The sequence below is a fragment of the Teichococcus deserti genome, from assembly GCF_001982615.1.
Classification (GTDB): Bacteria; Pseudomonadota; Alphaproteobacteria; order Acetobacterales; family Acetobacteraceae; genus Pseudoroseomonas; species Pseudoroseomonas deserti.
In genome coordinates, this window is the sequence record NZ_MLCO01000215.1 from 1 (window position 1) to 5,776 (window position 5,776).

6 protein-coding genes are annotated in these 5,776 nt (G+C 70.6%); 1 reads left to right on the forward strand and 5 read right to left on the reverse strand.

Features of this window, described 5'->3' with window-relative positions; genetic code table 11:
- The first annotated feature begins 210 nt into the window (after window positions 1-210).
- Window positions 211-645, forward strand: coding sequence for a hypothetical protein (locus tag BKE38_RS20360; RefSeq protein ID WP_076959083.1), 435 nt, complete (start codon window positions 211-213; stop codon window positions 643-645).
- A 65-nt stretch (window positions 646-710) separates the two neighbouring features.
- On the opposite strand, the gene BKE38_RS20365 is transcribed toward BKE38_RS20360, so the two are convergent.
- The 5 genes from BKE38_RS20365 to rph all read right to left on the reverse strand — a co-directional run bounded on the left by BKE38_RS20365 (window position 711) and on the right by rph (window position 5,742).
- Window positions 711-1,760, reverse strand: a complete 1,050-nt coding sequence (locus BKE38_RS20365) for a WD40 repeat domain-containing protein (protein WP_076959084.1) — start codon at window positions 1,758-1,760, stop codon at window positions 711-713.
- On the reverse strand, window positions 1,757-2,725 hold the full coding sequence (locus tag BKE38_RS20370; RefSeq protein ID WP_076959085.1) for a CobW family GTP-binding protein: 969 nt from the start codon (window positions 2,723-2,725) through the stop codon (window positions 1,757-1,759). The genes BKE38_RS20365 and BKE38_RS20370 overlap by 4 nt, the downstream gene beginning before the upstream one ends.
- A gap of 178 nt (window positions 2,726-2,903) precedes the next feature.
- Window positions 2,904-4,229: an omega-aminotransferase AptA gene (aptA, locus tag BKE38_RS20375; RefSeq protein ID WP_076959086.1), complete on the reverse strand. Its 1,326-nt coding sequence runs from the start codon at window positions 4,227-4,229 to the stop codon at window positions 2,904-2,906.
- A 146-nt stretch (window positions 4,230-4,375) separates the two neighbouring features.
- The gene (gene rdgB, locus BKE38_RS20380; RefSeq protein WP_076959087.1) at window positions 4,376-5,017 is read right to left on the reverse strand and encodes an RdgB/HAM1 family non-canonical purine NTP pyrophosphatase; all 642 of its coding nucleotides are present in this window, start codon (window positions 5,015-5,017) and stop codon (window positions 4,376-4,378) included.
- Window positions 5,018-5,025: 8 nt separating this feature from the next.
- Window positions 5,026-5,742 (reverse strand): ribonuclease PH, encoded by a 717-nt coding sequence (gene rph, locus BKE38_RS20385; RefSeq protein WP_076959088.1) that lies wholly within the window; start codon window positions 5,740-5,742, stop codon window positions 5,026-5,028.
- Window positions 5,743-5,776 lie beyond the last annotated feature (34 nt).

The following is a 5,776-nucleotide window of genomic DNA, read 5'->3' on the forward strand; positions in this document are numbered from 1 at the left end:
CAACCTGGTGATCCGCGCCAGCGGCAAGGTGCTGGGCGTCGCCCGCTGCCGCCGCCTGCAGGTGGAGGAGGGCGGCCAGCTCTCCGGCCGCATGGAGATGCTGGGCGACGGCGCCGCGCCCAGCCGCGCGCCCGCGCCGCTCGCCGAAGAGGCCTGATCCGACACGCCCGCGGGCCGCATCCCGGCCCGCGGAGCACCTTCTGTAGACGCATGCGACCCTTTTTCCTGCTGCCGATCCTGCTGTCGACATCGCTTTTGGCCGCCTGCGCCCAGCAGCCCGCCGTCGACCGCCATGCCGTGCTGCGCGACGTGCTGGAAAGCTACCGCAACAACATCGCCGGCATGCAGCCCACCTCCACCCCGGTCCTGCCCCAGCTCGACGGCACGCCCGCCAGCGCCACCCAGCTGCTCGGCCAGTCGCCCGACGCCGTCCGCCGCTGGCTGGGCGAGCCGCGCCTGCGCCGCAATGAAGGCAATGCCCAGGTCTGGCTCTACCAGGGGCAGCACTGCAACCTGGACGTGGTCATGGACCGCGACGACACGCCGAGCAGCCCCCTCCGGGTCAGCTACGCCGCCGCCCGGGCGAGCGGGACGGAGCGGCGCACCGAGGCGGCCTGCATGAGCGAGCTGCTCCGGCGGGGGTGACCACAAAAAAGGCCGGGGGAATGAATTCCCCCCGACCCCCATCTTTTTCTGTCCTGAAGACCAGCTCAGCGGCGGGACAGGTCGACCAGCCCGCAGAAGCCGGTCTCGGTGCCGAAGGCCAGGTGCGTGCCCGTTGGGCTCCAGGCCAGGGCGCTGACCGGTCCGCGGCCGGGGGCCGCCACCGGCACGATCTTGCCGCTGCCGATCTCGGCCATCAGCACCAGCCCGTCGGCGAAGCCGGCCGCGACCACCTCATGCTGCGGATGGCAGGAGACCTGGGTGCACAGCACCCCGTCGCCGCCCGCGAGCTCCAGCGGCGGCTTGCCCATCGGGCCGCCGGCGAAGAACGGCCACAGCACGATGCAGTCCGCCCCCGCCGTCGCCAGCCAGCGCCCCTTGCCGCCGGTGAAGGAAAAGCTCTTGATCTTGGAGGGGTAGCCGGACATCCGCATGTCCTGCTGGTCGGTCAGCCGCCAGCCATGCAGGGCGTTCTCCTGCATCGAGGTCACCACATGGGTGCCGTCCGGGCTGAAGGCGGTCGCCTGGTGGCTGCCCTTCCAGGGCAGCAGCTTGGGATTGTCGTCCTTGCTGTTGACGAACCAGACGCTGGCGCCGTTGTAGTGGCCGGCCGCGACCCGCTTGCCCTTGGCGTCGAAGGCGACGCCGCCGACGCTGGAGGGATGCGTCAGCGCCTTCAGCTTGGCCCCGTCCTTGCCGAAGACATGGACCACCTTGCCCACCGTCGCCGCCCGCAGGCCCGAGGGGTGGCTGGCCACATGCTCGACCCACTTCATCATGCCGAAATCGGCCAGCGTGCTGGTGGTGCCGTCGGCGGCGATGCGCAGCAGCTTGCCGTCGTCGCCGCCCGACAGGAAGCCGGACCCGGCATCGGCCACCATCGACAGGCAGGCGCCGTCATGCGCCTCCAGCCTGCGCCACGCGGCCTCCGGCGCCTTGGGATCGGCCAGATGCACGGTGCCGTCGCCCAGCGCGAAGCCGGCCGCGCGGCCGTCGGCGCTGAAGGCCGCACCGATCGCCCAGGCGCCGAGCTCATGCCCGGCGCCGCGCGTCCGCAGGATGTAGTCGGCGTCCTCGAGGTTGTCGGTCTCGCTCATGCCGCGACACAGCTCTCGAAGCCGCGGCGCAGCTGCGGGCGGTTCAGGTTGCGGCCGATGAAGACGATCTTCGACCTGCGCGGATCGCCATCCTTCCAGGCGCCGATGAAGTCGCCATCGGCGATCATGTGCACGGCCTGGAAGGCGAAGCGCCGGTCCTCGCCCTGATAGGCCAGGATGCCCTTGGTGCGCAGCAGGTCCTGCCCCTTGGCCTGCAGCAGCTGGCCGATCCAGGCGTTGAACTTCTCCGCGTCGATCGGCTGCGACACCTCGAAGGACATGCTCATGACGTCCTCGTTGTGCTCATGCTCGTCGGAGGTCAGGAAATCCGGCTCGCGCTCCAGGATGCGCTCCAGGCTGAAGGCCTCGCGCCCGACCACGCTGGAGACCGGCACGTCCGACTTGGTGGCGCGCTGCAGCTCGGCATAGGGGTTGATGGCGCGGATGCGGGCCTCGACCTCGGCCGCCTCGGCCTCGCTGACCAGGTCCATCTTGTTCAGCACGATCAGGTCGGCGAAGGCGATCTGCTCCTCGGCCTCCTTCGAATCGGCCAGGCGGGCGACCAGGTTCTTGGCGTCGACCACGGTGACGATGGCGTCGAGCCGCGTGGCCCGCTTGACGTCCTCGTCCATGAAGAAGGTCTGGGCGACGGGGGCGGGGTTGGCCAGGCCGGTGGTCTCGACGATGATGCCGTCGAACCTGCCGCGGCGCTTCATCAGCCCGCCCAGGATGCGCACCAGGTCGCCGCGCACGGTGCAGCAGATGCAGCCGTTGTTCATCTCGAAGACTTCCTCGTCGGCATCGATGACGAGGTCGTTGTCCACGCCGAGCTCCCCGAACTCGTTGATCACCACGGCGAACTTCTTGCCGTGGTTCTCGGTCAGGATGCGGTTCAGCAGCGTGGTCTTGCCGGCGCCCAGATAGCCGGTCAGCACGGTGACGGGGACGGTCTCGGTGTCGCTCATGGGGGATGTCTCTCCTGCCGGGGGAACGGCGCTCGGGGCGTTATATGATACGCTTCCCCCCGCAGGTCACCCCCGGCAGGCCGAGGGATCCGCTGCGACCAGCGGGCATGCCTGGCGCCCCGGCATGAAGAAGCCGGCATGACGAAGGGGAAGGCCGGAGCCTTCCCCCTGGCGGGTGTCAGGCCGCGGCCTTGATGGCGTCGGCCAGCGTCCCGAAGATCCGGTCGATATGGCTCTTCTCGGCGATCAGCGGCGGCGAGAGGGCGATGATGTCGCCGGTGGTGCGGATCAGCACGCCCTTGTCGAAGCAGTCGCGGAACACGTCGACGGCACGCGCCGCCGGCTTGCCCGGGCGGGATTCCAGCTCGATGCCGCAGACCAGGCCGATCGAGCGGATGTCGATGACATTCGGCAGGCCGCGCAGCGAATGGGCGGCCTCCTCGAAATAGGGCTCCATCGCGCGGGCGCGGCCCGGCAGGTCGTCGGTCCGGTGCAGGTCCAGCGTGGCGATGGCGGCGGCCGAGGCCAGCGGATGGCCGGAATAGGTGTAGCCGTGGAACAGCTCGATCCCGTCCGGCGAGCCGTTGACGATGGCATCGTAGATGCCGTTGTTCACGGCCACCGCGCCCATCGGCACCGCGGCATTGGTCAGCCCCTTGGCCATGGTCATGATGTCGGGGGTGACGCCCAGCCGCTCGGCGCCGAAATTGGTGCCGATGCGGCCGAAGCCGGTGATGACCTCGTCGAAGATCAGCAGGATGCCGTGCTTGTCGCAGAGCTCGCGCAGCCGCTGCAGATAGCCGACGGGCGGCACCAGCACGCCGGTCGAGCCCGCCATCGGCTCGACGATCACGGCGGCGATGGTGTCGCCATGCAGCGTGACCAGGCCTTCCAGCGCATCGGCCAGGTGGGCGCCGTGCTCGGGCAGGCCGCGGACGAAGCTGTTCTGCTTCGGCAGGTGGGTGTGCGGCAGGTGGTCGACATAGGGCAGCATGGCGCCGAACTGCTTGCGGTTGCCGCCGATGCCACCGACCGACATGCCGCCGAAGCCGACGCCGTGATAGCCGCGCTCACGCCCGACCAGGCGGACGCGCTGGGCCTGGCCGCGCGCCTTCTGGTAGGCCAGGGCGATCTTCAGCGCGGTGTCGGCGCTCTCGCTGCCGGAATTGGTGAAGAAGATGCGGTCCATGCCGTCCGGCGTCATCGAGGCGACGCGCGCTGCCGCCTCGAAGGCCAGCGGATGGCCCAGCTGGAAGGTCGGCGCGAAGTCCATCACCGCCGCCTGCTTCTGGATCGCCTCGGTGATCTCGCGGCGGCCATGGCCGGCGTTGCAGCACCACAGGCCGGCGGTGCCGTCGATCACTTCCTGCCCGTCCGCGGTCCAGTAGGACATGCCCTCGGCCCGCGCCAGCAGCCGCGGATGCGACTTGTAGTAGCGGTTGTCGGTATAGGGCATCCAGAAGGCGTCCAGATTGTTCGGACGCGAGACGGCGATCTGGTTCATGGCGATCCTGCGCAGGCAAGGGCGTAAGCCGGGGAGGCTAGGCCCGATGCGCCCGGCTGGCGAGGGCCGATGCGCCGCCGGGGCCGCAGAAAACACTGTTTTGCACCGCGGCCGGCGCAGGCGATTCGCCGGCCGCGGGCGGCGCCTCAGCCCCCGCGGCGCCCGGAGAGGCAGCCCTCGGCCAGCAGGCGGAAGGCATCGGCGCGGTGGCTGATACGGTGCTTCTCGGCCTTGTCCATCTCGGCGAAGCTCTGGTTGCGGCCGGCGGGGACGAACATCGGGTCATAGCCGAAGCCGGCCTCGCCGCGCGGCGGCCAGATCCATTCGCCCATGGCGCGGCCCTCGAAGGCCTCCGTATGGCCGTCCGGCCAGGCGAGCACCAGGGCGCAGGTGAACCAGGCGCCGCGGTCGGCATGCGGCCGGGCGAGCTCGGCGACGCGGGCCATGGCGGCCGGATAGTTGCGGCTGCCATCCGGCTGCTCGGCCCAGTCGGCGGTGTAGACGCCGGGTGCGCCGTCCAGCGCGGCGACCGAGAAGCCGCTGTCATCGGCCAGGGCCACCAGGCCGGAAGCCTTGGCCGCCGCCAGCGCCTTGATCGTGGCATTGCCGATGAAGGTCGTCTCGGTCTCGTCCGGCACCGGCAGGCCGAGGTCCTTGGCGCTGACGATCTCGATGCCGTATTCGGCCAAGAGGGCGGCGTTCTCGCGCACCTTGCCGGCATTGTGGCTGGCCATGACGATGCGCGTCTCGACCAGCTGGCGGCGAGGGGCGCTCACCGGGGCGTTCATCGGGGCGCTCACCGGCCGATCGCCCGGCGCTGGGCGGCGAAGAGGCCCTCGCTGCCCTGGCGGGCTAGCGCCAGCATGGCGTGGAACTGCGCGTCGTCGAAGGGCGCGCCCTCGGCGGCCGCCTGCAGCTCGACGATGCCGCCCTTGCCGGTCAGGACGAAATTGGCGTCGGTCTGCGCCGCGCTGTCCTCGGCATAGTCGAGGTCCAGCACCGTCTCGCCCTTGTAGACGCCGCAGGAGACGGCGGCGACCTGGTCGCGCAGCGGGTTGCGCGACATCAGGTTCTTCAGCACGCAATGCTCGAAGGCTTGGTGCAGCGCCACCCAGGCGCCGGTGATGGCGGCGCAGCGGGTGCCGCCATCGGCGGTCAGCACGTCGCAGTCGATGGTGATCAACACCTCGCCCATGGCCTTGCGGTCGACCACGGCGCGCAACGCGCGGCCGATCAGGCGCTGGATTTCCTGGGTGCGGCCGGACTGCTTGCCGCGGGCCGCCTCGCGCTCGCCGCGGCTGTGGGTGGCGCGGGGCAGCATGCCGTATTCGGCGGTGACCCAGCCCTCGCCCTTGCCGCGCAGGAAGCCAGGGACGCGGCCCTCGACGCTGGCGGTGCAGAGCACCTCGGTGACGCCCATGCGGATCAGGCAGGAGCCCTCGGCGTGGCGGGCGGCGCCAGGCTGGAGCGTGACGCTGCGGAGCGCGTCGGCAGCGCGGCCGGAAGGACGCATGGCGGGGGGACTTTCCTGCGGTTCTTGCTGGGGG